The organism is Burkholderia theae (assembly GCF_048565265.1).
Taxonomy (GTDB): Bacteria; Pseudomonadota; Gammaproteobacteria; order Burkholderiales; family Burkholderiaceae; genus Burkholderia; species Burkholderia theae.
Map to the genome: position 1 here is coordinate 407,157 of NZ_CP183462.1, position 25,362 is coordinate 432,518.

Here is a 25,362-nt window from a genome sequence, read left to right on the forward strand (position 1 = left end):
AGGTACAGGCACCCGACGTGCAGATGGCATTCAACTGGGTGGAGGGATTTCTTGTGCTCGGGCATGGTTTCATCGGGACGGCAAAAATTGGAAAAATAATCAGTATTGCTAAAAGAACGTGGGGCGGCAGGAGCGTGACGCCCGTCGTCAAGCTCGCAGTTGCCGGGATCGTCATGGCGGCATCGCCGGTAGCATGGGCGGCCTTCATCACGGTTCATGCGTTCGGGCAAGACATCTCCGTTCCCCAGCATTTGCCGAGCGGCAGCGTGATATCCCGTTATTACATTACGCCGATGCAGGCGTGTGGCAAGGCGACGTGCACGTTCAGGGGGATCAATAATTATCCGGCTGGCAGCGGCAGCACCGGGGCAGGGCCGATCATTTCAACGACTGTCACGGGTGTGTCGGCCCAATTGCTGATCAATGGAAAGGGATACAAGACGGGGAACTACCTGTCTGAACAGTTCAGCAGTTCGATTGAAGTGCAACTGCTGAGCAATGGTCAGTCTATCCAGTCCGGTTCGTTCGGAGGAACGTGGTACTTCACGGTGTTCACGACGGAGGTTCCCGACGGAGCGCGCATCTTTTTGTCGCCGAACGGAAAAGTGACGGCGATCGTGGGTACCTGCTCGGCGCCGAACCAGACCGTGACGTTGCCGAGTGCGAGGCCCTCTCAATTCAGCGGTATCGGTTCGACCGCCGGCGCGAAGAGCTTTCAGCTCCGGGTCGACAACTGTCCGCGGGGATACAACCGGATCGGGTATCTGCTCAATCCGGTCGGGGGCGCCATCGTAGGCTCACCGGGCGTGCTGCCGCTCGTCGCCGGTTCGAGCGCGAAGGGCGTGCGGATTCGCGTCGCGGACGACAAGGGTGTAGCGGCAACCTTCGGTACGTCGATCAGGGTTGACGCCTATGACAAGGCCACGGGCGGGTCGTATGCGATACCGATGCAGGCGTCATATATCCAGACGGCCGCGGCGATTACGCCGGGAACGGTATCCGGGGCGATGACGGTTTTACTCGATTACCAGTAACCCGCGTCGATTGCGCATCGTCGGGCTGCCGCGATGCGGCCCGCGCCCGACTGCCGATCACGGCCGCTTCCCGGGCGGCCGGTCATTTCGCGACGACGGCCGTCTGCAGCGACGCCGGCGCGATCCGCCAGTCCGGCACATAGTGCGCGGGCCACGCGCCGGGCGTGTCGACCGCGTTGAAATAGATCACCGCCTTCAGCAGCGGATAGCGCCACAGCGACCGCTGGAATTCGTCGAGTTCCTCGCGCTTGCGCGCAGTCGACCCGTCGACACCAAGCTCAGTGACCATCACCGGCAGCCCGTAGTCGTTCACCCGCTCGTATTTGGTCCGCAGGATGCTCGCCGCGGAGAAATGGCCGCCGGCCGGCCAGCTCGCGCAGCGCGGACAGTCGAATACCGACAGGCCGACCTCGTCCACATAGCCGCGGCCCGGGAAATAGTCGTCGAGGTTGCGGTTGCCGGCCGGCGACCACACGAAGCGGATCTGGTCGGTCATCGCGCGGCAGGCGGTCACGACCCGCCGGTACGCGTCGATGTAGCCCGATGCGTCGCCGATGGCCCACGGATAACGCCCGGTGTCCGTTTCCATCTCGTGGCCCCAGCGCACGAACACCGGCGCTTTCAGTGCCGCGAGCGCCGAGCAGGTGGCCGCGATCCGCGTGTCGTAGCGCCCGTGCGCGATGTCCGCGAGCAGCGCGCCTTGCCGCGTGCCGTCGGCCGCCCACGGCTCGACGGTCAGCATCAGCGAGCGGTTCCGGGCCTGCGCGCTCTGGTATGCCTCGCCGATTTCCGTGCCGATGTCGGGCGCGTTCCACGACACGAACACGTGGTCGAACGCGAGGCCCGGATCGGTCGCGAGCGTCTTGTCGGGATCGTATGCGCCGAGTTTGGGCTGCTTCACCGGTTCGCCCGGCGCGGGCGCGACCACGACCGGCAACCCGGAGCGCCACATCATCGCCTGCCAGCCTTTCGGCGCGCGCAGCCCGATGCCCATCAACAGCATCGCGAGCGCGTAGATGAACAGCGCGTTGCGCATCGGCAGGCGGCTGAAGAACATCTGCCTGAACGTCGACGCGTCGAGCCCTTGCTCCCGGCCGTGATTCACCGTGACGACGGCTGCGATCACGAGATACAGGATGCTCGTCAGCGTCGAGAACAGATAGAAGCCGGCGGCGTTGCGCGGGTTCTCGACCATCACGACGGGCAGGCTGCAGAACAGCGAGATCAGCAGGTACGGCGCGACCACGCGCAGCGACGCGTCCTGTTCGATCGTGCCGCCCTTCGGCGTGACCTTGAACGCAAACTCCTTGCCGCGCATGAAATCGAACAGCGCCGACGCGCAGCCGAGCACGACCCACGGCCAGCGCGCGAACACGAACGACAGCCCTTCCCACGACAGCAGCTTCGTATTCAGCGGGCGGCACGACTGGGTCGAATGGGTGGCCCAGGTCACGACGCAGAGGATCAGCACCGTGAGCGGCAGCGCGTAGGTGAGGTACGTAAGGTAGTCGACGTGCGCCCAGACGCGGCCGGTGAGCAGCGCGACGACCGGAATCACGACGCTGCCGGCCATCGCGAGCGCGCACAGCGGGTACCACAGCTGGCAGAACAGGAACTGCGCCTTCAGCTTCAGCGGCAGGCCTGCGAAATAGTGGCGCGTATAGCGCAGCATGATGATCATCACGCTCTTGGACCACTGGAATTCCTGCATCGCCAGGTCGGCGAACGTGCGTGGCCCTTCGCCGTTCGCGATCGCGTTCAGCGCGTGCATGCCGCGCCAGCCCTTCGAATTGAAGATCATCGTGGTCGAGTGATCCTCGGCGAGCTCGGGCCCGAGCCCGCCGATCTCGCGCAGCGCGCGGCAGCGCACCGCATAGTGCGAGCCGATGCACAGCGGCGCGAGGCCGCCCGCATAGCCGGCCTGCATCGTGCCATGCAGCGGCCCCTCGACGTTCACGCGGCCGCGCGCGCTCCAGCTCTCGGCGGCGTTGCTGTCGCAAATGCTGGGCGCCGACACGTAGCCCACTTTCGGATCGACGAACGGCCGCAGCATCTCCTCGAGATAGGTGCGGGTCGGTACGTGATCGGCGTCGAGCTGCGACACGAAATCGTAGTTGTCGTAGCCAACCATGTCGTAGAAGTACGCGAGGTTGCCTTCCTTGCATTGGGTGCGGCGCGGCCAGCTCGTCCGGTGGTACGCGGCAACACCACGCCGCGTCGACACGAAGACGCCGTGCTCGCGGCACCAGTCGAGCGTTTCGGGCGTCGGGTCTTCATCGGCGAGCCAGGTGTCGTGCGGATAGGTCTGGTCGAGCATCGCGAGCAGCGTCGTGCGGACGATGTCGAACGGCTCGGACGGCGCCTTGGTGACGACCATCGCGACGCGCCAGTCACGCGGCACGGGCAACGCGGGGTTCGGAACGACCGCCGAGCGGATGATGAAGATGAAATAGCCGGGGATGAAGGTGGTCCAGAACAGCACGAAGCAGTTGACGCCGAAGCGGAATGCGTCGACGTAGTGCTCGTCGCGCAGCCACCAGCGCCAGAAGATGCCCAGCGCGACGAACCAGCACAGCGCGAGGATCTGGAAGATGAATTTGGTCCCGTCGTCCATCAGCGGGACGAGGAGCGGGACGTCTGCTTGCAGCGAGTCGGTGCGATCGGCTTCGGTTTCGGCTTTGTTGTCGGTGTCGGTTTCGGTGGTGTCGGTGGTGTCCGGGGTGAGGCCGCCGGCAAGCGACGCAACCAGCTTCTTCATGGTGTTCTCCCGTCAAGGTCAGACCATCAGTTGTGAAGCAGGCCGCGTTGCAGCCGGGTGTCCTCGCTGTCTTGCGGTTGTTCCGATGCCGGGTCCGCCGGCGCGCGTTCGCCGCATGAGCGGCCCACGCGTTCGTAGCGGCGAAAGCCGCCGTCGACCGCCAGCCGTTCGCTGAACAGGTTGCGCATGTCGAGCATCACGGGATCGGCCATGTGATCCGCAAGGTCGGCGAGATCGAGTGCCTCGAACGCTTTCCATTCGGTCATCACGACGACGGCGTCCGCGCTGCGCACCGCGTCGACCGCGGAGCCTTCCATGAACACCTGCGGCAGCAGCCGCGACGCCTCGTGCGGGCGCGCGGGGTCGTATGCGCGGATATGCGCGCCCGCACCGACCAGCAACTGGATCACGTCGATGCTCGGGCTTTCGCGCACGTCGTCGGTCTGGCCTTTGAACGTGAGGCCGAGCACGGCGATGCGCTTGCCCTTGATCGAGCCGCCGCAGGCTTTCTCGATGCGGTGCAGGATCTGTTCCTTGCGCAGTGCGTTCGATTCGATCGCCGCGCTGACGATGCGCAGCGGCACCGCATGTTCGGAGGCCGTCGCCTTCAGCGCGCGCGTATCTTTCGGGAAGCACGAGCCGCCCCAGCCGGGGCCGGCCTTCAGGAACGACGCGCCGATGCGGCGGTCGAGGCCCATCCCGTTCGCGACCAGTTCGACATCGGCGCCGACCGCTTCGCACAGGTCCGAGATCTCGTTGATGTAGCTGATCTTCACCGCGAGGAACGCGTTCGCCGCGTATTTCACGAGTTCGGCCGTCTCGATCTCGGTGGCGAGCACGAGATGTCCCGTCGCTTCGAGCGGCGCGTAGATCGCTTTCATGATCTCGATCGCGCGCGGATGCTCGGCGCCGAACACGACGCGATCCGGATGCATGAAATCGTCGATCGCCGACCCTTCACGCAGAAACTCCGGATTCGATGCGATCGCCGCGTCGACGCCGTCCGGCGCACAGCGCTCGACGATTTGCTTGACGATCCGGTTCGTGCCGACCGGCACCGTCGACTTGGTGACGACGACCGCGAAACCGGTCAGGTTCGGTGCGATCTCCCGCGCGGCCGCTTCGACGTACTGCAGGTCCGCGTGATCGGTGCCCGGCAGCGTCGGCGTGCCGACCGCGATGAACACCGCGTCGCGATCGCGCACGCTCGCCGCCAGGTCGCTGCTGAAGCGCAGCGTGCCGCGTTCGACGTTGCGTGCGACGACGGCGTCGAGGCCCGGCTCGTAGATCGGCATGAGGCCTTCGTTCAGTGCGTCGATCTTGCCGCGATTGTTGTCGATGCAAACGACGTCATGCCCGAGATCCGCAAAGCACGCGCCGCTCACCAGCCCGACGTAGCCCGTGCCGACGATGGCGATCCGCACATTCATGGTTGTTCCCCTGGGTGCCTTTCCGTGAAACTTGCGCGACTACTTGTTCGATTCGAATTGCAGTTCCTTCTGAAACCACGCCACGGCGTGTTCGACCATCGGTTCGATCGTGGTGAAGCGCGGCCGCCAGCCGAGCACCAGTGCGGCCTTCGTCGCGTCGGCGTACAGCGCGGGCGGATCGCCCGGCCGGCGCGCGGCCATCACCGTCGGCACGCTGCGCCCCGTCACGGCTTCGACGGCGCGCAGCGCGTCGAGTACCGAGGTCCCCTGGCCGGTGCCGAGATTCAGCGCGACGCTGTGGCCGCCGCCGCACAGATAGACGGTCGCCTTCAGGTGCGCGTCGGCGAGGTCGCTCACGTGCACGTAGTCGCGAATCGCCGAGCCGTCGGGCGTCGGGTAATCGGTGCCCATCACCTTGAACGCGCTGCCCGTGCCGAGCGCCGCGCGGATCGCGAGCGGCAGCGCGTGCGTTTCCGGTTCGTGGCATTCGCCGATCGCGCCGTCGGGGTCCGCGCCCGCCGCGTTGAAGTAGCGCAGCGCGACCCACTTCAACCCGTACGCGCGCTCGAAATCGGCGGCCATCCGCTCCATCGCGTATTTAGTGAAGCCGTACGGATTGATCGGCTGCTGCGGCGTGCGCTCCGAGATCGGCAGCACGTCCGGAACGCCGTACGTCGCGCACGACGACGACATCACGATCCGGCCGACACCAGCCGCCCGCATCGCGCTCAGCAGCGTGCAGGTGCCCGTCACGTTGACCGTGTAGTAACGCTCGGGGACGAGCACCGATTCGCCGACATAGGCGAGCGCGGCGAAATGGATCACGACGTCGGGCCGGTGCGCGGCGAGTGCCTTCGACAGCGCGTCGCGGTCGAGAATGTCGGCCGCGACGAGCGGCCCCCACTGAACCGCGTCGCGATGACCGGTCGACAGATTGTCGTAGGCGACCGGCTCGTGTCCCGCTTGAGCGAGCGCCTTGCACGCATGGCTGCCGATATAACCCGCTCCGCCGGTCACGAGCACTTTCATGCGGTCGCTCCGGTCGTGCGCAGCACCGGCTCGAGCCACAGTTCACGGGCGAAATAGTCGACCGTCCGGCGCAGCCCTTCGTCGAGGTCGATGGCCGGCCGCCAGCCGAGCTCGGTCGCGGCGACCGAGATGTCGGGCTTGCGCTGGTGCGGATCGTCGATCGGCAGCGGCCGGAACACGATCTCCGATTTCGAGCCCGTCATCGCAAGCACTTTCTCCGCGAGCTCGATCATCGTGAATTCGCCGGGGTTGCCGATGTTGACCGGCGTGCCGACGTTGCGCTCGGCGCCCATCAGGCAGAAGAAGCCGTCAATCAGGTCGCTGGCGAAGCAGAACGAGCGCGTCTGTTTGCCGTCGCCGTAGATCTCGAGCGGCACGCCGTTGAGCGCGCCGACGATGAAGTTGGACACGACGCGGCCGTCGCGCGGCGACATCCGCGGGCCGTACGTGTTGAAGATGCGCGCGACGCGCACGTCGATGCCGTGCGCGCGGTAGTAGTCGTAACACAGCGCCTCGGCGGCGCGCTTGCCTTCGTCGTAGCACGCGCGCGGGCCGATCGTGTTCACGTTGCCGCGATAGGTTTCCATCTGCGGATGCACGCCCGGATCGCCGTAGATCTCGCTGGTCGACGCCTGGAACACGCGTGCGCCGGTCTTGCGCGCGAGCGCCAGGCAATGGTTCATGCCGAGCACGTTCGTCATCATCGTGTGGATGGGATCGATCTGATACGTGGGCGGCGAGGCCGCGCACGCGAGATTCCAGATCTCGTCCACCTGCAGCTCGGGCAGGCCGAGCGACACGTCGCCCTTCACGAACTCGAAGCGGCCGGACGCTTTCAGGTCGGCGACGTTGAGCTTGCGCCCCGTCAGCAGGCTGTCGATGCACGTGACGGATGCACCTTCCATGACCAGGCGCTCGCACACGTAGCTGCCGAGAAAACCGGCGCCACCCGTCACGAGGACGCGCCGACCGGCACGCGTCTCGAGCGCGACCCGGTCATTCATGGCTCTCTCCTTCGTCGTACAGCTCGTCGAACCACATGTCGATCTGCTCGACGGCGGCGCGTACACGTTCCATCCCGCTGCACGGGCAGCGTTTCGGCAAGCGACGGTTCGCATGAACTGATGTCGACGAAGCGCCGCGACAGGCACTCCGGTTTCGCTGACTTCCCCGCTGATGCTTGAATGACGCAAGCGTCGATCGATCGCTGGTGATCTTCATCGCCGTTTCCCCGACAAGCTGATTGACGAGCGGGCCGCCATCCGTGTACTTCGTGCCGTGGCATGCCTCTCGGTGAGCGCCGGATATCAGGCAATCGGCATGCCAGGGACACCGCAGTCCCGGTGTGCGCACGTGCGGTCGCGCAATTGCCGTGCGGCACGCGAATTTGTGTTTCATGTGTGTATCGTGGGGACAGGAAAGCGACTCGGACGAGTGCCGGATCGATGCAATTCGATACGACGAAACTCGCGATAGATCAGGATTTTGCCGGGTGAGAGGCTTTAAAAGTGTGTGGGTTGAGCATGTTTCAATGATGAGAATTGAGTCGATAAAGGATTAAAAACGTTTCTTGAATGGCGTGACCATCAGGCGATCCGTGTTGTGAAAGGTAGATCGCATGAACGTAAAAAATCGATGCGCCGGTTCCGGGTCAATTGAAAGTTTTCATTTGTTTTAATTGTTACGCAGGTAAACGGGCGAGATGACAACATCATCGGCCGACACATATATTTTCATTCTTACTGTTTTTCGACCTTTCGATTGCCGTGTGATCGTGTCGGTATTTTCACGGATGAATCAAAATCGTTCCGGTTGCCGGCGCGAATGCATGTCGACGACGTATCGGAAGCGGTCGTGCCGGGCGGGCGGAACCGGGCGCCGAACGATTCGATCCCCGTTTGTTCGGGCATCGGAGGCCGGCCGCACGCGCCACACCGCGTGGTTTGCAAGCGGAAAGACCGGCACCGCCCGACCAGAGCGGCGGCGCGCTTCTCAAGTTTGAAACAACCGTTCATATGACCGTTCGGCGAGGGCCGGCGTGCCGGATTCGTCCGTCAAATCATGGCATTGCTTCGCGATGTTCAACGATCGCCGCGTGTGCCGGACCGTTGCCGCGATACATTCCTGAAACAAAAAATGACGTTCCCGGCGATTCGTGCCCGCGTGGCGGCCGTTTGCCGCGCGCAACGAACGGTGGAATAACGCGTGGCACGCTGCTTGCGATATTGGTCGCATCGGCGAGCGGTCGACATGACGCAACAAAGATGTGGGGCGACCACCTCGTCAATAAGCCAGTCGGGGAAACGGCGATGAAGACTATAAGCAGTAGCTTGATCGGCGCGTACTTTGCGCATCGGTGGGGTAGTCGGAAAGATCGGGGTGTGGCTCGCGACGCAGTGCCAGCTTCGCGGGTTTCTGCATGTCGCTTTCTCGGCCTCGGCACGCTTCGCGTGCTGGAGCGGTTGTCGCGCCACGCGGCAATCGGGCGACAGCGCCGCTCGCCTTCATTCAGTTCACCCGGATGGGTCAGGCTGTTCGTGCCGGACAGCGTGACGCCGATTCGTCTTCGACCGTGCAGGGTGGTTTCGATCGCGCCAGGCCAATACTGGCGCCGGCCGGATTAAATCGAATACCTGTCGACCGGATTATCCGGAAGACCTTTCTTTGATCGCTCAGGGAGCAGGCATGTTACCTGGCTGCGATGCAGGCCCGTTATCGCTCGGTTAAAAGGGCATTTTGAGCGGCGCTGCATTTTGCGGTGGTAAATGTATTCGCGAATTTTCGATCCTGGAAAGGGATGCCGCGTTCCGGCATCCCGTCCGGCGGGGTATCGAATATCGCGAGCCGGAAAGGCGTGCGCGTCGTTTCGGTTAATTCAATAGCGGTGTTTTCGGACAATATTAAAAGTTCATAGGAATCATCGAAAACACCTACTAACAAATTTTGGACAACTTAAAAACACAAAACTAAACTTCGGCTGGCCAAAATCGAAAAATAAATGAATCGCAAAAGCAACACGATTCTCGTAATCAGATAGTGATCCTTATTTTTAGGATTGCTCAAGTCGGGAAGGTTGATGGCGTGCGATCTTCCTGGCTCATTCAGTTCACGCCGTTATGGAGTCGACCATGAAGAAGCTTCTGATTGCAGCAGCAGTTCTGGCGGTTTCGGGTGCAGCGTTCGCAGGTAGCGGCACGGTGTCGGGCAGCAGCTCGACGAGTGGCGGTTCGACGATGGCCGGTGTGGCCGGGTTCGGTCATTTCTCCGCGACCGATTCCGGCTCGGCGCTCGGCGCAGCCGGTGCAGTTGCCGGCGGCCCGGGCAGCGGCTCGATCTCGTACACCAACCACACGCAAACCTCGACGGTCGGTGGCTTCGGCTTCGGCGGTTCGCAAGCCGGTGGCACGAGCGGCGCGAATGCCGGTTCGATCGGCTGGACGTATCACCACTAAGCCGGGGCGCGTAGCGTTCGTCATTGGCTGGCGGTACGGGGGCCGGGTTTTGTTCCGCAAGGGCGGGCCCGGTTCCTGGACTGCCGAACCACCTCACAGCAAGGAATTGCTATGAAAGCCAAAGTGATTTTAGCGACAGCGCTCACCGTCCTATCGTCGGCCGTGCTGGCCGCCGGTTCGTTCACGACCAACCAGACGCAATCCGTTGCAGCAGGCGTTTCCGGTTCGGTATTGGTCGGCTCCGGCAGCTATACGAGCAATTCGAATTCGGTTGCAGGCGCAAGCGCCGGAAGTACCGTGACACCGTCCGGTTCCGTTGGTACGGCATCGGCCTTTCACAACTCGACGTCGACGGCCAGCGGTTCGGGCACGAACGGGGGAGCGTTCGCGGCAGGCGGCGGTATCGGTGCCGCAGGCTCGTTCGGTGGAAACAGCAGCACGAACGAGAACGCGAATGCGCTTTCGGGAGGGGTTTCCGCCACGATCGTGCTGGGCGCGAACCACTACACCGCATCGAGTGCGAACGACCAGGGAAATGCCAACGCAGGTGCCGCCGGGCTTACGGGCAGTGGCGGTTCTGGCGCGATCACGGGTTCGAATCACTACAACTCGTCGACCGTCTGGAGTACCGGGCCCGCCGGCTCTCCGTCCGCATCAGGCGGAAGCCAGGCAAGTTCGAGCGCGACCGGGAGCAGTCATTAGTCAGGTGTGGGGGGACCAGTTTCTCAGCGACGCTGGTCTCTTTTCCGCATTGTTGTCACGTAAGGAGTTGGCATGAAGCAGAAAGTGATTGCCGCCGCTCTGATGCTTGCGTCACTGACGGCATATGGCGCTGACCGTGCTGCCGAGGACGTGCAATCGAATATGCAGACGTCAAACAACCCTGACCAGACAACCAAACCGTCAGAACAACAAACGCTTTCGTCGGGCAACGCCATCGGCGGACCGGACTCCCAGCAGTGGCAGGGAATGTCGGCCGGCTCGTGGTCCCAGCTGGGCAGCGGCTGGAAGCAGTTCGGGGAAGCAGGAAAAGCTGAAGGGATTCAGGGGAATTAGTACGGTTGCCTGGGTGGGAGGTCAAACCTCGTCCGGAGAGTGAAATGAACAGCAACAGGATCAAGGTGGCATGTGCGGCAATGTTCGCGATGACCACGATCGGGGCCCAGGCGCAAACCGCCGATTCGACTTCGAGCGCACAGTCTTCGACGTCGTCGACGGCCGTCAGCCAGGGCGGCGGCTCGAGCATGAACACGAACACCACGAGCTCGCGCGGCGGCAACGCCACGAGCAGCAGCGGGGTTCGCGGCAGCGGCAATTCGAGCGTGAATGTGAACGTGACGATGCCGTCCAGCACGAGCGGCGGCTCGAACGTGACGCCGCAGAGCACGAGCGCGCTCCAGACAGCCGGTTCGCCCGGTACCAACCCGTACAACACCCAGTCGTCGGAAAACGTCAACTACTCGGGTACGCAGACGATCAAGACGAACCCGGCCATCCAGGCGCCCGGCCTCACGACCACGCTGTCCGACACCTGCATGGGGTCGGTGAGCGTCGGCGTGTCGTTCCCGGGGTTCGGCGCGACGGGTGGCACGACGCTGGTCGACCAGGCCTGCGTCCGCCGTCTCGATGCGCGTGAATTCCGCGCGATGGGCCTGACCGACGTGGCGCTCGCGCTGCTCTGCCAGAGCGACGCGAACCGGCGCGCGGTGGAAGCGACCGGGCACCTGTGCCCGGGCACGACCGCGCCGCTCGCGCGTTCGAACGTCGCGCCAAGCGCCGAAGCGACCGTCGCCGACGACGTGAAGTATCACGATCCGATCGTGCGCAACCGCATGGGCCTGCCGCCGCTCGACGCAGCCGCGCCGGCGCCGGCGCAGACTCGCCCGGTGGCGACGACCGCGGTGCAGGCGGCGCCCATCCCGGTGCCGGTCCCGGTGCCCGTGCCGACGATGGCGCCGGTTGCCGCAGCACCGGCAGTCGCAGCACCGGCGGTGGCAGCAGCAGCACCGGCAGTTGCAGCGCCTGCAGTTGCAGCCGCTGCACCGGTCGCTGCTGCCGTGCCCGCGGTTGCTGCCGCACCGGCTGTCGCAGCCGCACCCGCAGCGTCGCTCGTACCGGCAGCCGCCGTGGCAGCCGTGCCGGCGGCAGCCGTCATCGCCGCACCGGCCGTCGCCGACAAGGCACCGGAACCCGCACCGGCGGTTGCCGACAAGGCACCGGAACCCGCGCCGGTTGTCGCCGACAAGGCACCGGAGCCCGCGCCGGTCGACGCCGACAAGGCACCGGAACCCGTGCAGCCCGTCGCCGACAAGGCGCCGGAGCCGATGCCGGCCGCGACCGACAACGCAGCGCAAGCCGCTGCCGCGCCGGCTGCCGACCCGACGCCGGCCGCTGCCGTCGTCGCGATGCCCGCGGCCGATGCGAAGGCGGCGGACAGCGCGCAAGCCGCGCCGGCCGCCACCGACGCCGCGCCGCAGGCAGCGGACGCTGCGATGCCCGCGCCGGCAGCCGATGCGAAGGCCGTCGAACCGGCTCCGCAGGCCGCCGTCGAAGCCCCCGCACCCGCACCGGAAGCCGCGCAGCCTGCGGTCGCCGACATGCCGGCTGCCGACGCGAAGGTGCCGGACGCGGCCGAATCTGCCGCCGCACCTGCGCCGTCCGCCGACATGCCGGCGTTGTCCGATCCGGCGCAAGGACTGCCGCCGGCCCCGGCCGACCAGCAGGCCGCACCGGCTGCACCGGCCACGCCGGCTCCGGCAGTCATCTCGACGAGCACGTCGTCGTGAGCATGCGGGTCCATCTTCCGTGCAACCGGAACACCGGTCGCACGGGAGTCGTTCGGACCCGATGCACGAAGGACGTCCCTGTTTGACGGGTGTTGGTCCCATCCCCGAGGTCAACACCTCTTTTTGCCCGACGAGGATACAAGGAGGCCTCAATCATGAGGATCTTTTTGGTCGCTCTGCTGCTGATCAGCGCGCAAGCCGCCGCGCAATCGGTGTTCCAGAATCCCGCGGTGTTCGTGATCCTGAGCGAGCAGACTGCCGCGAACGCGGTGAGCGTCCAGCAGGCGCTGACGACGCTCGGCCGCGCCGACAACACGGCATGCGCACCGATGATGATGGTCGGCGACCCTCAGATGATTTACATGATGCCGGAGGAGGGTCACGCGCCGTCGTGGCAATCGCCCGCGTACGGCCGCGGCACGCCGTTCGAAGCGCAGAACGGGCCGGCGCCGACCGGCAAGACGATCGGGGCGATGCAGCATGCCGAGGACATGCAGTCGCAGCCGTGGAGCGACGGCAGCGCGATCACGCAGAAGATCGCCGGCGGATCGAGCCTGTCGGCGGCCGACCGGGTGAGCGATTGGCAGCGCAAAGGGCTCAATACGATCGAGACGGCCCGCGCGGAGGATGTGACGGTGAACGGCAAGACCTACCGGGCGTATCGCGAGGATATCAACCGGTCGACGAAGCCGGTCATCGAGCCGCAGATCTACACGCAGCGCGTCGTTTTCTGCCGATAACAAACGTCAATCCGGCACGGGCTGTTCCGACCTATAACCCCACACGACGAGGCCATCGTGAACTATTGCTGCCAGATCAGGCTGTCAGGCCCGCAGGACGTCGAACGGGACACGGGCACTGCACCGTTCCTGGCCATCCGGCGCAACCATGTCGCGCCGTCGCGGCCGCTCGTGTACCTGTCGCAGCATCACGATGCGGCGCTCGTCGACTGTCTCGCGGCGCGCGGCTGGGACGTGTGGCGCGCGAAAACCGTTGCGGACGCACTGAATCTCGTCAAGGCGAACCGCCCGCATGCAGGCATCGTCGATTTCGGCAGCTTCGCGTCGCCCGACGTCGCGTCGTTCGAGGCGCTGCTGCGCGACCCGCGCGTCGGCTGGGTCGCGCTCGCCGATGGCGAGCGGCTGCGCGACATCACCATCGCGCGCCTGATCCGCCATTGCTGTTTCGACTACGTGCGCAATGCGACCGCATACACGACGATCGGCTATCTCGTCGGCCATGCGTACGGGATGCTGAAGCTCGCGGACGGCGACCCGGGCGCGAACGCGGCGCCGGCCGGCGGCACGATGATCGGCTCGTGCGATGCGATGCGGCGGCTGTTCGCGACGATCCGCAAGGTCGCGAACACGGACGCCACCGTGTTCATCGCCGGCGAATCGGGCACCGGCAAGGAACTGACGGCGGCGGCGATCCACCAGCAGTCGTCGCGTGCCGATGCGCCGTTCGTTGCCGTGAACTGCGCGGCCATCCCGGCGACGCTGCTGCAGGCCGAACTGTTCGGCCATGAGCGCGGCGCGTTCACGGGCGCGCACCAGCGCAAGATCGGCCGCATCGAGGCCGCGCACGGCGGCACGCTGTTTCTCGACGAAATCGGCGACATGCCGTTCGAGAGCCAGGCGAGCCTGCTGCGGTTCCTGCAGGAAGGCAAGATCGAGCGGCTCGGCGGGCACGCGTCGATTCCGGTGGACGTGCGGATCGTGTCGGCGACCCACGTCGATCTCGAGGCCGCGATGCAGACGGGGCGGTTCCGCGCCGACCTGTTCTATCGCCTGTGCGTGCTGCGCATCGACGAGCCGCCGCTGCGCGTGCGCGGCCGCGACATCATGCTGCTCGCCGATTACGTACTGCGGCGCTATCGCGACGACTGTTCGCACCGGATTCGCGGTTTCATGCCTTGCGCGGTCGAGGCGATCCACAACTATCCGTGGCCCGGCAATGTGCGCGAGCTGATCAACCGGATCCGGTTCGCGGTCGTGATGACGAACGGCCCGATGATCTCCGCCGCCGATCTCGATCTGCACCAGTACACGTCGCGGCAGCCGCCGACGCTGGCGGAAGTGCGCCGGCAGGCCGAGCGGCACGCGATCGAGGAAACGCTGCTGCGCCACCGCCACCAGCATGCGGACGTCGCGGCCGAGCTGGGCATTTCGCGCGCGACGCTGTACCGCCTGATGACCGCGCACGGGCTGCACGGCTGACGCGCGTCGGCGCGCATCCGCTCAAGACCGTGCGGCGGCGGCCGTTAAGACAGGAAACGGCCCGTCCGGACCGCCCGCGCATCGACGCGCGCGCGGCCGCACGCGGCGCACCACGCTTATCCGAGGTTATCGTGTCAGAGTGCAGTCACTGCGGCAGGACGTTCCTGGTCGGCGGGCGGTCGATCGACGGCCACCGCTATTGCAGTCCGGCGTGCGCGCAAGCGCATCCGATCGTCGTCGAGGCCGAACGGGTGCCCGACGAGAAGGTTCGCCTGTATGTCGACGACTGGCGATACGGGCCATGCCCGATCTGCCTGCGCGAGGGAAATCCGGTCGATGTCCACGCGTCGCATCGTGTCGTGTCGCTGGTGTTCGTCACGCGCTGGGCGACGCGTCGTCACGTGTGCTGCCGCCGCTGCGGCCGCAAGAAGCAGGCGGCCGCGCTGCTCGCGTCGGTCACGCTCGGCTGGTGGGGGCTGCCGTGGGGCATCGTGCTGACGCCGATCCAGCTCGTGCGCAACGCGCTCGGGCTGGCCGCGCGCGATCCGGAGGTCGCGACGCAGCAGTTCGAGCAGCTCGTGCGGCGCAAGCTGGCGGCGCGCCGGCTGCAGCGCGAGCAGCAGGGCGCCGGCGCCTGATCGCGCGCCTGACCGTGCCGCGTTCGCTCAGGCCGGTCGCTCGAAGCCCGAGGCGACCCAGCGCTCGGCGCTGGCCTTGTTGAGCTTGAAGCCGGCTGACACCTTCGCTTCGGCCAGCAGGTCGCCGTACGGATCGAATGCCTTGAGCTGCGCGTACGGCTCGAATTCGTCCGGCACGATGTCGAGCGTCACCGACACATCCTGCCCGTCCTCGCCCCGGACCGCCACTTCCTTGTGCAGCATCGCGCGCCGCTGCTGCTCGTGCCGCATCAGCACCTCGGTCGCGGTCTTCACGAGCGTGCGGAACGCGTTCGCGTCCATCGGCTTCGGGTTCTTCTTGTCGCGGCCCATGGTCCACGGCCCGACGAGCGCGGGCTCGGACTCGCCATCTTTGATCATCTCGACGGCCCAGCCGTCGTCGTCTTCGTTCTTGATGATGCGGGCCGTCCAGCCGTTGTCGCGCCAGAGGCCGTCTTCGTGGATGGAGGTGTCGTCGGATTGCAGGTCGGATTCGGTCATGAGAAGCGCGAGAAAGTCGGGCCGCCGGCAATAGGGCGGTGGCGCGCGGCCGGCATCGGCGCAGCGCTCGCCGCCGGTGGCCCGGAATGGCAGCAAAGGCCGCAATTTTACCTGTTGACCGGCCGCATGGCCCGCGCGGCGCGCAACACTGGCCGTTTGGCCGATGCCCGCGGCCGTTGGGCACCGGCCGCCGGCCGTTCGAACCCGCGCAAATATCAAACTCGTATTACGTCCCCGGCGGCCGATCCATATGCCGTCCGATATCCCGCCCGCGCCCGGCTCCATAGAATCGACGTTCGGGATAAAAATATCCCGAACGTCCTTTCAACGTCGAACCGGTCGCGCGCGTTCCGCATTGCGCGGCCGGTGAACAACCAGGAACCGCGTATGAGGAAATTCAATGTTCGCATCGTCTTCGCGTACGACTGGCCGCTGACGCTGGCCGGCATCGAGCAGGTCGCCGGCAGCGGCTGCGCGATCGAGCTCGTCGCGGTCTACCGGAGTGCGGCCGAACTGGTGGCGTCGCTCGGCGGCGTCGATTGCGACATCGTGCTGGTCGACTACGCGATCCGCGGCGACGAGCGGATGGACGGCCTCGCGCTGTTGGACTGGCTGCGGCGCACGCGTCCGAACGCCGGGATCGTCGCGCTGGTCGCGAACGAGAACCCGCTGATCTTCCGGTCGATCCTTGCGATCGGCGGCGTGAGCGTTGTCAGCAAGCTCGACGACGTCGGCCATATCGTCACGGCGATCCATGCGAGCTACAGCGGCGGATGCTACCTGTCGCCGTTCGTCAGGCGTGCGGTCGACGCGCTCGACGAGGGCGGCGAGGCGCCCGTGAAGCTGTCGGTGCGCGAGATCGAGGTGATTCGCCTGTATCTGTCGGGCGTGCCGATCAAGACGATCGCGCAGCGCCTGAGCAAGGGCAAGCAGACGGTCAGTGCGCAGAAGATCAGCGCGATGAAGAAGCTCGGCGCGAACAACGACGTCGAGCTGATCCAGCGGGCGGCCGGGCTGGGGCTTGGTACCGGTGCGGCGTGAGCACGCGCGCCGTGCCGGCGCTGTCAGTCCGGCGGCGCACTCGTCTCTGATAGAGGTCGAGTTGCGCCAATGAACGCGGTAGCCGGGCGGCAATCCATGCGTCCGTACACGGATCGGTCGATACGACCAGACTTGCTCGTCCGCAAACATTCGGAGAATGTTTTTCATCTCAAAATATAGGACTGCTTTTTGATATGGAATGGTTGATATGCTTGTGCCCGATTCCGAGTAGCGTCGTTTGATTTCACTGAGAGCCGGATTCGGACAAGTCCGAATTCGGAACAAAAATAAAGAGTTTGTCGTTATGTCGAAAGCTGCAACATTTCGAAATTTTGCGTCCGGTCTTGTCGAATGGAAAAAGCGGCCGGTCTCACTTTCGGCGTGCCTTACGACCGACACGGCCGGCGAACTGCCGGCAATCCATGCTGACCAGTTCGAAAAGCTGGCGGTGCAGTTCATCAAGAAGACCGTATAAGACCATGACCGAATCGTTTCTCGATCCTCGGCCGGTGGCGGATGTACGCGCCGACGAACCCGCCACGACGACCGATGCACTCGACACGGCTGCATTGCGTTCCGAACCGCCGCTTATCGTCGTTGGCAGAACCGAAGGGCCGATGTTGTTCGACAAGGACAAGCGGCTTATCCGCATCAAGCAACTACCGTTGCCGGGCATCATTATTTTCGTGCACGGCGTGAACTCCGAAGGCGAATGGTTCGAAGCGTCCGAAGAAGGACTGTGCGCCGGGCTGAATCGTCGGCTCGGGCGCTTGGAAGATCAGATGAAGTATCAAGGCATCGACGCAGGACAGTTGACGCCGGCGAAATACACGGAAGGCGTGACGTCGGATGGGTTCCTGAATCCAAAGCTTTGGGCGGGAAACTATGTCAAACCTGATCCATCGTTCTCCCCCGTCATCCATTTTCGGTGGGGCTACAAGGCGACACTGGAAGAACTCAAGGAGTACGGCGACAAGATTTTTCTCAACGAGAAGGACTATTGGGGTGGCGGGCCGTTCACCAATGGCTGTTCGAGTCTGCCCGATCTTTGGCATGGCGGCCTCGATGATCGGGCTTTCGGGTGGACGACCGTGCAGGCCATCAATCCAACCAACCGACCACTGTATCGCGCGCCGCCACGCGCTTATGGTGTGCTTGCAGCCTTGCGGCTTGCCAAACTGATCGAGTCGATCCGCAGGATGCAAGCCAACGTACCGATTACGGTTGTTTGCCACAGCCAGGGCAATATCGTCGGTCTGACGGGGGCATTTTTCGGCGACGCGTTGGAGGAAGTTGAAGACCCGTGGGGGCGTACGGGGCGATGCGTTGCAGACGCGTATGTGCTGGCGAATGCGCCATATAGTTTCGCGACTGGGGACGGTCCAAAAAAGTCCTCCACCGGGATGGATACGTGGTCGCAACGTGAGACGAAGGACGCCAAGGGCAATCGCGGCCGGCAGACCTACGCGGCGCGCACGCAGACGTTTGGAAGGTTTCTGTCGATCATCGGTGCGCGTGCGGAATTCGAACCATCGCCCGACAAGGTCGACGAAGACATGGCGAACAGCCGTGTATCGCCCACAAGCAGCAAATCGTATGCCGCGCAGGATGATCGCGCACGTCACGGTCTAAACGGATCGACGTTCGGACGCGTCACGGCGTATTGCTGCCCGCACGACCAAGTGATCTCGGCCGTGACCGTACAGGGTATTGGCTGGCGCGGGATCGGCAAGCACGAACTTGGCGACATCGGCATATCCGGCGTCCTGACGCAGCGCGTGTTCGCGTCCGGCTTCCCGGTCGGTGTACCGAAGGCGTATCGGTATTGGGAAGACGACTGGCGGTATGACAAGAAGGGGACAACATCGGGTTTCTGGTATCCCCCGTCTCCGGCGGCGAAATTCGGTCTGGTCGGCGCACTGAAAGGAAACGAATCGATCTTCGGGATGATGGGGACATTGATTACCGCGCCGATCATGTATGCGGCGACTGCGGCGACATCCACGCTGAAGATGTTTCGTGTGAACGAAGACCCGCCGAAGGGGTGGACGGTTGTCGCCGATGCACCTGCGTTGGACGAAACGTTTCTGCCGAAAGCGTTGCGATTCGGCAAGCCGGTCGAAACAAGCGACGGTGATGCGGTAAGCGATTTCAACGAAGGTAACGACCCGCCGTCCGCATGGCGCGACGCAAGCAAGACCAAGGCGGACAAGCAGGCCGATGACCCCTACGACCAGTACAAGGCGAAGAACAAGGAGGGTGACGCTCACGGCACGGCCGAAAGTGAAGCCGGACAGCGTTACGAGGATCGCGCGCTGATGCGCATGGAAGCGCGCCGGACGATGAACTCTGGATGGGTTGATCAGTCAGGTCGCGTGATCGGCGAGGATGGGAAAAGTGCTGTGCCTGAAGGATATAAGGAATGGCGCGACAAGCAAATCACGGACGGGATGGACCGCGGCCAGACCAACAACCCGACGAACCACTCAACGACGATGACTAACCCGGAACATGCCGAAAAGGCGCTTGCGTATGATGTGGCGATCGGCCTGTGTTACCTGACGCCAGATCAACTATACGACTTGCGGATTGAGGCGGATTGGCGGATGGAAACGGGTGTTGCGGAAGACAGCCCGGTCAGGAAGTATGCAAGGTACTTCAAGTCCGGCCTTGTCGATAACATCCCGATGCACGAATGGGTGCATGCGAAAGGCAGCGAGGGCAATATTCCTCCATCAATCGTTGACGAGCGCGAAGGCCAGCTCTTATTGAAAGCTGGGGGTGTCGTATGAAAGCGCCGATTGCTACTTGGCCTCGGCGCGTTGTTGTTGCGGTCGCGGTATGGATCGTGGCGGCTCTGATGATGGTTGTCCTGATGGCATATTTTGACCAACAGCACCCGGCATTGCTCGAAACAGGAGATTGGATGAAACGATTGGTGATTGCCCCCGGCCTGCTGGCGCTGATGGCATTTTTGACAGCCACGGCAATGATGCGCCCCGTGCAAGCTGCGCCAAGCACTAATCTTGATACTAGTGCCGCTATTTTTCCAGAAGAACACGCGAAGCCGTTCGTTGCGCAGGTAGTTGGTCTGATTTGGTTGAATCCACTGCAACGCAAGGACTACCCGACGGAATGGCAAACGCTCTGGACACAGGGGCTTGCCGCACCGAACAAGAACGATGACATGGTGCGTACTGATCCGCAATCTTTCACGGCGTTGCGATCAGTCGCAGGAGTAGCCTATGGCAACCGCGGAAAAGAGACGTTCAAAGGCTTCTATCACAAGTACATGGAGGCATTTTTGGATTTGATGCGTAGCCACTACGCGATGAATCCGTCCTACTTCTACACGGTAAAGCCGGATAACCAGAAAGAATGGCGCGAACTTGCCGGAATTCATGTCGAATTGGCGATTCCTGCGCGACTCGATTTGGAAGAATCACGAGCAATTTTGACAAAAGAGATCAAGGAAACCTTCTTGATCGGAAATCCCTATTTTCGCAAGGTATGGAGCCGCGACACGCCCCCCGATGTGCAAGTCACGCAAGGCGGCGCAAACGCGGGCTTCGCGTCGCTGAACAAGGCGCTGGACTACCTGCAGGCGAACCCCGACAAGAGCGTGTGGGTCATGAACTGGGATGCACCGAGTTTCCCGCCCACGGATGCGCAGATCAACGAAAACCTTGTCGTGCTGTTCCTCGCCGGCCCGACCTTCAACACCGAGCGTGAGCCGCTCGCATGGATCGGCAAGGCCGCTACCGGCAACGCCGACGAGGTTTCGCGGAAGGTCGGCACGACGCGAACGGTGCAAGCCTGGAAAGTCACCGTCGATCGGGCAGCGCGCAACGCAGGCATTGCCGCGACCGATATCAAGTACATCGTTCACGATGCCGGTGCCGGTAGCGATGCCGCATCGGCGCGACTTGTCGGCCTGTCACAGACACTCACCGAGGTCCTGCCCGAATACGACCACAAGAATCAGACGTTCAACACCGCGGCACTGCTCGGCGACATGGGAACCGGTAGCGCATTGACCAACGTGGCGCTGGCAATCGGCCGGATCAATCACTTCGGTGGCAACGCTTTGGTCGCAGGAACAACGGACCCGAAGCACCCCACGGCCGTCGTGGTCGTGCCGCCGTCAAAGTTGACGCCGATTGATCCGGACAAGGACTGGTTCCGCGCGCGCGGAGAGAACAATGCTTACCTGCCGTGGTGGGGCCGCCGACACGATACCGATTACGGCATGCAGGGCTATTCGTGGTGAGGTAAGCAGACGTGCGGCGAGTTTCGTGCGGTTGTGGCCGCCACGCGAATCAATCAGAGGATTGGTCATATGCAGGGAATCGTCCGCGTAGGGGATTCCCATTCCCACGGTGGCCGGGCTCGGCACCGGCCCGGCGGCGCGGCGTAAGCACGCGCGCACCGGGCCCGCGCCGTCAGGCCGGCAACGCGAACCGCGTGACGGCGTCGCGCAGCGCTTCGGCCTGATCGCGCAGCGAGTGCGCGGCGGCCGCGGCCTCTTCGACGAGCGCCGCGTTCTGCTGCGTGACCTGGTCCATCTCGCCCACCGCGCGATTGACCTGCTCGATCCCCGCGCTCTGCTCGCGCGACGCGTGGCTGATTTCGTCGAGGATCTCGTTCACGCGCCGCACCGACTGCACGAGCTCGGCCATCGTCTCGCCCGCGTGCGTGACGAGCGTCGCGCCGTGCTCGACGGTCTCGTTCGACGACACGATCAGCGACTTGATCTCCTTCGCGGCCGTCGCCGAGCGTTGCGCGAGCGAGCGCACTTCGGCCGCGACCACCGCGAAGCCGCGGCCCTGTTCGCCCGCGCGCGCGGCTTCGACCGCCGCGTTCAGCGCGAGGATGTTGGTCTGGAACGCGATCCCGTCGATCACGCCGATGATGTCGCCGATCTTGTGCGAACGGTCGGTGATTTCGTTCATCGTGCGCACGACATCGTTGACCACCGTGCTGCCGCGCGTCGCAACCTGCGCGGCCTCGCCGGCGAGCGACGCGGCCTGCGCGGCGCTGTCCGCGTTCTGCTTCACGTTCGCGGTCATCTGGTCCATGCTCGACGCGGTCTGCACGAGCGCGGCCGCCTGTTCCTCGGTGCGCTGCGACAGGTCCGTGTTGCCGGACGCGATCTCGCTCGCGCCGACGTTGATGTTCTCGGTGCCCATCCGCACGCGCGACACCATGTCGATCAGCCCGCCCTGCATCGTGTGCAGCGCATGCAGCAGGCTGCCGCGATCGTCGTGCTTCACGGTGACGCGCGCGGTCAGGTCGCCCTGCGCGATGCGCTGCGCGGCGTCGAGCGCGTCCTCGAGTTCGCCGCCGAGGCTCGCGCGCACGCTTTTCAGCACCAGCACCATGACGGCGGTCGCGAGCGCGCCGAGCACGGCCGTCATCGCGAGCCAGCGGCCGATGCTCTCGAGCACGGCCGTGCGCACGTCGTTCATGTACATGCCCGTCACGAGATACCAGTCCCACGGCGCGAAGCGCTGCACGGCGCTGGTTTTCTCCTGCGGCTTGTCGGCGCCCGGCTTCGGCCACAGATACTCGACGAAACCCTTGCCGCCGTCCATGTTGCCGGCCTTCACGATCTCGACGAACAGGTGCTTGCCGTTCGGATCGGTGAAATTCGACACGTCCTTGCCGTTGAGGTCCGTCTTGATCGGGTGCATCACGATCACGGGCTTCGAGTCGTTGACGGAGATGTAGCCGTCGGCGCCGTAGCGCATCGCGGCGATCGCTTCGAGCGCCTTCTGCTTCGCGTCGGCTTCCGGCATCGCGTTCTGCTGCGACAGCTTGTAGTAATGGTCGGTCACGCTGGCGGCTTGCGCGACCAGCGACGCGAGCTGGTCGCGGCGGTCCGTGATCATCGATGCGCGCGTCTGCCACGCGCCGAGCCCGGCGATCACGAGCAGGCCGAGCCACAGGATGACGATCATCGAGGCGAGTTTCTGATTCAGGGAAAGGTTGCGCATGGTGTGTGGTCGGTCAGTCGAGGATGCTCGCCAAAGCGGCGTGACGGGATAAGTGTCTTGACGGCGCGCGCGGCGCATCGCCGTAGACGGGTAATCCCTTAGACGCCGCGCGACTGCCCATGCCTGCGACGTCGGCACGGGTATCTATGCATATGCATAACGGGCGTCGCTATACTGTCGGGGCGATTGCGCGCGCGTGGCGCCCCGGGGCGGGCGGCGGCGCGGCGCTGAACGAAACCGAAAGGAGGCAACGATGCGAATTCTGGTGGTAGGGGCCGGCGCGGTCGGCGGATATTTCGGCGGACGGCTGGCTGCGGCGGGGCGCGACGTGACGTTCCTGGTGCGCGACGGCCGCGCGGCTGCGCTGGCACGCGACGGGCTGCTGATCCGCAGCCCGCGCGGCGACCTGACGCTCGCGAACGTGCAGACCGTGCGTGCGGGCGATGCGGACGCCGGGGTCGCGCCGTTCGACCTCGTGCTGCTGAGCTGCAAGGCCTACAGCCTCGACGACGCGATTCTCTCGTTCGCGCCGTTCGTCGGGCCGCAGACGCTGATCCTGCCGATGCTCAACGGGATGCGCCACCTCGACGTGCTGCGCGACCGGTTCGGCGCCGCGCAGGTGCTCGGCGGGCTGTGCGTGATCGCGGCGACGCTCGATCGCGAGCAGCGCATCGTGCACCTGAACGACACGGCCGGGCTGTCGTTCGGCGAGCTCGTCGGCGGCGAATCGCCGCGCGTGCGCGCGGTGGCCGACGTGTTCGATGGCGCGGGTTTCGACGCGACGCTCAGCGACGACATCGCGGCGCGGATGTGGGAGAAGTGGGTATTCCTCGCGACGCTCGCCGCGAGCACGTCGCTGTTCCGCGGCTCGGTCGGCGACATTCTCGCCGCGCCGGACGGCCTCCGCCTGCTCGAGACGATGCTCGGCGAATGCAGCGCGATCGCCGAATACAACGGCAAGCGGCCCGACCCCGTGGCGATCGAGCGGATGCAGCAGATGGTGCTGACGCCGTCGCCGCTGACCGCATCGATGCTGCGCGACGTCGAGAATCATGCGCGCGTCGAAGCCGATCATGTGATCGGCGATCTGCTCGCGCGCCGCGACCCGCAGGTGGCCGATGCGCTGTCGTTGCTGCGGATCGCGTACAACCACCTGAAGACGTACGAGGTGCGCACGGCGCGCGAGCACGCCGACGCATAAACACCGGCGCGGGCGGTCGCCCGGCACGTTCCGCGCTGCACAAATTTGCCATCTGGCGCCGTTTACGGCCGGAAAGCGCAAAAAAGTATCGAAAATCAGGCGTAAAGTTGGTGGAGCCGCGCGCTCGATCGACCTACATTGCTTCCCATGCGACCGGTCGCGTCGCCGCGCGAAACACGCGGCGCACGCGCGAACAGCCGAACAGGCCGGCCAGCGATACATGGGAATGGAGACGCCAAGATGATGCACCCCGATCTCGAAGTGGTCGAAGTGCGACGCGACGAGTCGTTCAAGGTCTGGTCGCACGGCTATCCGTATCGCACGATCCGCTGGCACTTCCATCCCGAATTCGAACTGCACCTGATCGTCGCGACGCGCGGCAAGTATTTCGTCGGCGATCACATCGGCTCGTTCGGCCCCGGCCATCTCGTGCTGCTCGGCCCGAACCTGCCGCACAACTGGGTCAGCGACATGGCCGAAGGCGAAACCGTCGAGCGCCGCAATCTCGTGATCCAGTTCGACCCGGTGTTCGTGCGCCGCTGCATGGACGCGTTTCCCGAATGCCGCGATGCGCAGGCGCTGCTCGACGACGCGCGGCGCGGTGTCGGCTTCGACGCCGCGACCAGTGCCGCGATCGCGCCGCTGTTCGACGAGCTGCTGGCGGCGCGCGGCATGCGCCGCATCGCGCTGTTCATGACGATCCTCGAGCGGCTGTGCGGCGCCGACGAGCGCACGCTGCTCGCGAGCCCCGCGTACGACCAGGCCGACGTCACGCCCACGCGGCTCAGCCATGCGCTGTCGTATATCGGCAAGAACCTCGCGTCCGAGCTGCGCGAATCCGATCTCGCGCAACTGACGGGGCAGAGCGTCAGCGCGTTCTCGCGTGCGTTCCATCGCCAGACGGGCATGCCGTTCGTGCAGTACGTGAACCGTCTGCGGATCGAATCCGCGTGTCAGATGCTGCTCGCCGACGATACGAGCATCACCGATATCTGCTTCCAGGCCGGCTTCAACAACGTATCGAACTTCAATCGCCAGTTCCGCGCGGTGAAGGGGATGGCGCCGTCCGAATTCCGCGCGCTGCAGCGCCTGAACGCGCGCAGTCGCGAACTCGCATTGCATGCGGCGCCCACCGGCAACCCGATGCCGCCGCGTGTACTGACACCCGGCGCGCCCGAACTCGCGCCGCAGCCGGGATGATCGCCGGGCCGCCGCTCGCCTGAGTTTTCCACGCCGTTGTACCCAGCCGATCGCGCCGC

21 protein-coding genes are annotated in these 25,362 nt (G+C 64.7%); 14 read left to right on the forward strand and 7 right to left on the reverse strand.

Translation table 11 applies throughout. The features are described from left to right. Positions 1 to 23 precede the first annotated feature (23 nt). Positions 24 to 1,034, forward strand: coding sequence for a fimbrial protein (locus ACN22W_RS19355; RefSeq protein ID WP_419689027.1), 1,011 nt, complete (start codon positions 24 to 26; stop codon positions 1,032 to 1,034). 82 nt (positions 1,035 to 1,116) lie between these two features. Here ACN22W_RS19355 and ACN22W_RS19360 read toward each other — a convergent pair whose 3' ends face one another. The 5 genes from ACN22W_RS19360 to ACN22W_RS19380 are packed head-to-tail and all read right to left on the reverse strand — an operon-like array spanning position 1,117 to position 7,649. Then, positions 1,117 to 3,792: a glycosyltransferase gene (locus ACN22W_RS19360; RefSeq protein WP_419689028.1), complete on the reverse strand. Its 2,676-nt coding sequence runs from the start codon at positions 3,790 to 3,792 to the stop codon at positions 1,117 to 1,119. Between the two features lie 26 nt (positions 3,793 to 3,818). Beyond that, positions 3,819 to 5,222, reverse strand: coding sequence for a UDP-glucose dehydrogenase family protein (locus tag ACN22W_RS19365; protein WP_419689029.1), 1,404 nt, complete (start codon positions 5,220 to 5,222; stop codon positions 3,819 to 3,821). 39 nt (positions 5,223 to 5,261) lie between these two features. Then, positions 5,262 to 6,251: a UDP-glucose 4-epimerase GalE gene (gene galE, locus ACN22W_RS19370; protein WP_419689030.1), complete on the reverse strand. Its 990-nt coding sequence runs from the start codon at positions 6,249 to 6,251 to the stop codon at positions 5,262 to 5,264. Further along, positions 6,248 to 7,255 (reverse strand): UDP-glucuronic acid decarboxylase family protein, encoded by a 1,008-nt coding sequence (locus ACN22W_RS19375; RefSeq protein ID WP_419689031.1) that lies wholly within the window; start codon positions 7,253 to 7,255, stop codon positions 6,248 to 6,250. Before ACN22W_RS19375 ends, galE begins: the two co-directional genes overlap by 4 nt. After that, the gene (locus ACN22W_RS19380) at positions 7,248 to 7,649 is read right to left on the reverse strand and encodes a hypothetical protein (RefSeq protein WP_419689032.1); all 402 of its coding nucleotides are present in this window, start codon (positions 7,647 to 7,649) and stop codon (positions 7,248 to 7,250) included. Before ACN22W_RS19380 ends, ACN22W_RS19375 begins: the two co-directional genes overlap by 8 nt. A gap of 1,730 nt (positions 7,650 to 9,379) precedes the next feature. Here ACN22W_RS19380 and ACN22W_RS19385 point away from each other — a divergent pair. The 7 genes from ACN22W_RS19385 to ACN22W_RS19415 all read left to right on the forward strand — a co-directional run bounded on the left by ACN22W_RS19385 (position 9,380) and on the right by ACN22W_RS19415 (position 15,346). Further along, positions 9,380 to 9,703 (forward strand): hypothetical protein, encoded by a 324-nt coding sequence (locus ACN22W_RS19385; RefSeq protein WP_412024137.1) that lies wholly within the window; start codon positions 9,380 to 9,382, stop codon positions 9,701 to 9,703. Positions 9,704 to 9,814: 111 nt separating this feature from the next. Further along, positions 9,815 to 10,405 carry a hypothetical protein gene (locus tag ACN22W_RS19390; protein ID WP_419689033.1) on the forward strand — a complete coding sequence of 197 codons (591 nt, stop codon included), beginning with the start codon at positions 9,815 to 9,817 and terminating at the stop codon, positions 10,403 to 10,405. Between the two features lie 72 nt (positions 10,406 to 10,477). Beyond that, the gene (locus ACN22W_RS19395; RefSeq protein ID WP_048245616.1) at positions 10,478 to 10,759 is read left to right on the forward strand and encodes a hypothetical protein; all 282 of its coding nucleotides are present in this window, start codon (positions 10,478 to 10,480) and stop codon (positions 10,757 to 10,759) included. 44 nt (positions 10,760 to 10,803) lie between these two features. Continuing rightward, a complete protein-coding gene (locus ACN22W_RS19400) occupies positions 10,804 to 12,489 on the forward strand; it encodes a chemotaxis protein CheA (protein ID WP_419689034.1) in 1,686 nt (561 codons plus the stop codon). A gap of 155 nt (positions 12,490 to 12,644) precedes the next feature. After that, positions 12,645 to 13,229 carry a hypothetical protein gene (locus tag ACN22W_RS19405; RefSeq protein ID WP_419689035.1) on the forward strand — a complete coding sequence of 195 codons (585 nt, stop codon included), beginning with the start codon at positions 12,645 to 12,647 and terminating at the stop codon, positions 13,227 to 13,229. A gap of 57 nt (positions 13,230 to 13,286) precedes the next feature. Next, on the forward strand, positions 13,287 to 14,708 hold the full coding sequence (locus tag ACN22W_RS19410; protein WP_419689036.1) for a sigma 54-interacting transcriptional regulator: 1,422 nt from the start codon (positions 13,287 to 13,289) through the stop codon (positions 14,706 to 14,708). 131 nt (positions 14,709 to 14,839) lie between these two features. Further along, on the forward strand, positions 14,840 to 15,346 hold the full coding sequence (locus ACN22W_RS19415) for a hypothetical protein (protein ID WP_419689037.1): 507 nt from the start codon (positions 14,840 to 14,842) through the stop codon (positions 15,344 to 15,346). A 27-nt stretch (positions 15,347 to 15,373) separates the two neighbouring features. Here the strand turns inward: ACN22W_RS19415 and ACN22W_RS19420 are convergent, their stop codons facing one another. After that, the gene (locus tag ACN22W_RS19420) at positions 15,374 to 15,865 is read right to left on the reverse strand and encodes a hypothetical protein (protein ID WP_419689867.1); all 492 of its coding nucleotides are present in this window, start codon (positions 15,863 to 15,865) and stop codon (positions 15,374 to 15,376) included. A gap of 387 nt (positions 15,866 to 16,252) precedes the next feature. On the opposite strand from ACN22W_RS19420, the gene ACN22W_RS19425 reads away from it, so the two are divergent. From ACN22W_RS19425 to ACN22W_RS19440, 4 genes are all read left to right on the forward strand, one after another. Further along, positions 16,253 to 16,906: a LuxR C-terminal-related transcriptional regulator gene (locus ACN22W_RS19425; RefSeq protein WP_419689038.1), complete on the forward strand. Its 654-nt coding sequence runs from the start codon at positions 16,253 to 16,255 to the stop codon at positions 16,904 to 16,906. A 304-nt stretch (positions 16,907 to 17,210) separates the two neighbouring features. Then, positions 17,211 to 17,381: a hypothetical protein gene (locus tag ACN22W_RS19430; RefSeq protein ID WP_419689039.1), complete on the forward strand. Its 171-nt coding sequence runs from the start codon at positions 17,211 to 17,213 to the stop codon at positions 17,379 to 17,381. Positions 17,382 to 17,385: 4 nt separating this feature from the next. Next, positions 17,386 to 19,698: an effector protein Tle3 domain-containing protein gene (locus ACN22W_RS19435; protein WP_419689040.1), complete on the forward strand. Its 2,313-nt coding sequence runs from the start codon at positions 17,386 to 17,388 to the stop codon at positions 19,696 to 19,698. After that, on the forward strand, positions 19,695 to 21,176 hold the full coding sequence (locus tag ACN22W_RS19440; RefSeq protein ID WP_419689041.1) for a virulence factor: 1,482 nt from the start codon (positions 19,695 to 19,697) through the stop codon (positions 21,174 to 21,176). The genes ACN22W_RS19435 and ACN22W_RS19440 overlap by 4 nt, the downstream gene beginning before the upstream one ends. 172 nt (positions 21,177 to 21,348) lie before the next feature. Here the strand turns inward: ACN22W_RS19440 and ACN22W_RS19445 are convergent, their stop codons facing one another. After that, positions 21,349 to 22,902: a methyl-accepting chemotaxis protein gene (locus ACN22W_RS19445; protein WP_412024146.1), complete on the reverse strand. Its 1,554-nt coding sequence runs from the start codon at positions 22,900 to 22,902 to the stop codon at positions 21,349 to 21,351. Between the two features lie 253 nt (positions 22,903 to 23,155). On the opposite strand from ACN22W_RS19445, the gene panE reads away from it, so the two are divergent. Further along, positions 23,156 to 24,103 (forward strand): 2-dehydropantoate 2-reductase, encoded by a 948-nt coding sequence (gene panE / locus ACN22W_RS19450; RefSeq protein ID WP_419689042.1) that lies wholly within the window; start codon positions 23,156 to 23,158, stop codon positions 24,101 to 24,103. Positions 24,104 to 24,343: 240 nt separating this feature from the next. Further along, the gene (locus ACN22W_RS19455) at positions 24,344 to 25,303 is read left to right on the forward strand and encodes an AraC family transcriptional regulator (RefSeq protein ID WP_419689043.1); all 960 of its coding nucleotides are present in this window, start codon (positions 24,344 to 24,346) and stop codon (positions 25,301 to 25,303) included. Positions 25,304 to 25,362: the final 59 nt, after the last annotated feature.